We start from the raw sequence: 581 nt of genomic DNA on the forward strand, positions 1-581 counted from the left end.
GTAAAGGGGCGGTATTCCCTGGCTAGCTTGGTGCTGCTTTCTTCAAAATCAGCCGGAAGTAGATACATGCTGATGGCCTCAAATCGGCCTGGCGGGGCTACCGCATCGCGGTGGTCAAATCCATCACGGGCCTTTGCAGCGCCTCCCACTCGCACCGTTGTTTGATAGCCGTTGGGATGTTCCCCACCAGGTTGGGTGGCCGTAAGCTGTATTCTCCACGCCTTTGTTTCCTCCTTGGTTTTGGAGCGCGAAGATTCTGTACCTGGCAGCCTGTTGGGGGCATACGGGAGCTGCAGCTGGGATTTTTCTTCCTGGTTAAAGTAATAGTAGGCTTGTCCGCCAGCCCGGGCAGAGGCCAGGGTATCGGGTTGCTGGTAGTTGCCTCCCAAAAACGACCAGAGGGGCTGGCTAATATCGTTGGCCTGTTGCACACCGGCCCAGGCCATATCCTTTTCGGTAGGGTTGGAAATGATATTCCATCCCGAATGAAGTGGAATGCTGTAGGTTCCCTGCTCGGAGAGCTCGACCGCCACCACGGAGGAAGAGTCCACTAACGGTTGGTTGGCCAGCACCCAAAACCC

1 pseudogene is annotated in these 581 nt (G+C 56.3%); it reads right to left on the reverse strand.

The window, feature by feature from the left end:
* Nucleotides 1–581 (reverse strand): annotated as a pseudogene (locus NC796_RS26660) (hypothetical protein); the annotation flags it as partial.

The organism is Aliifodinibius sp. S!AR15-10 (assembly GCF_031569985.1).
Taxonomy (GTDB): domain Bacteria; phylum Bacteroidota; class Rhodothermia; order Balneolales; family Balneolaceae; genus JAMQKA01.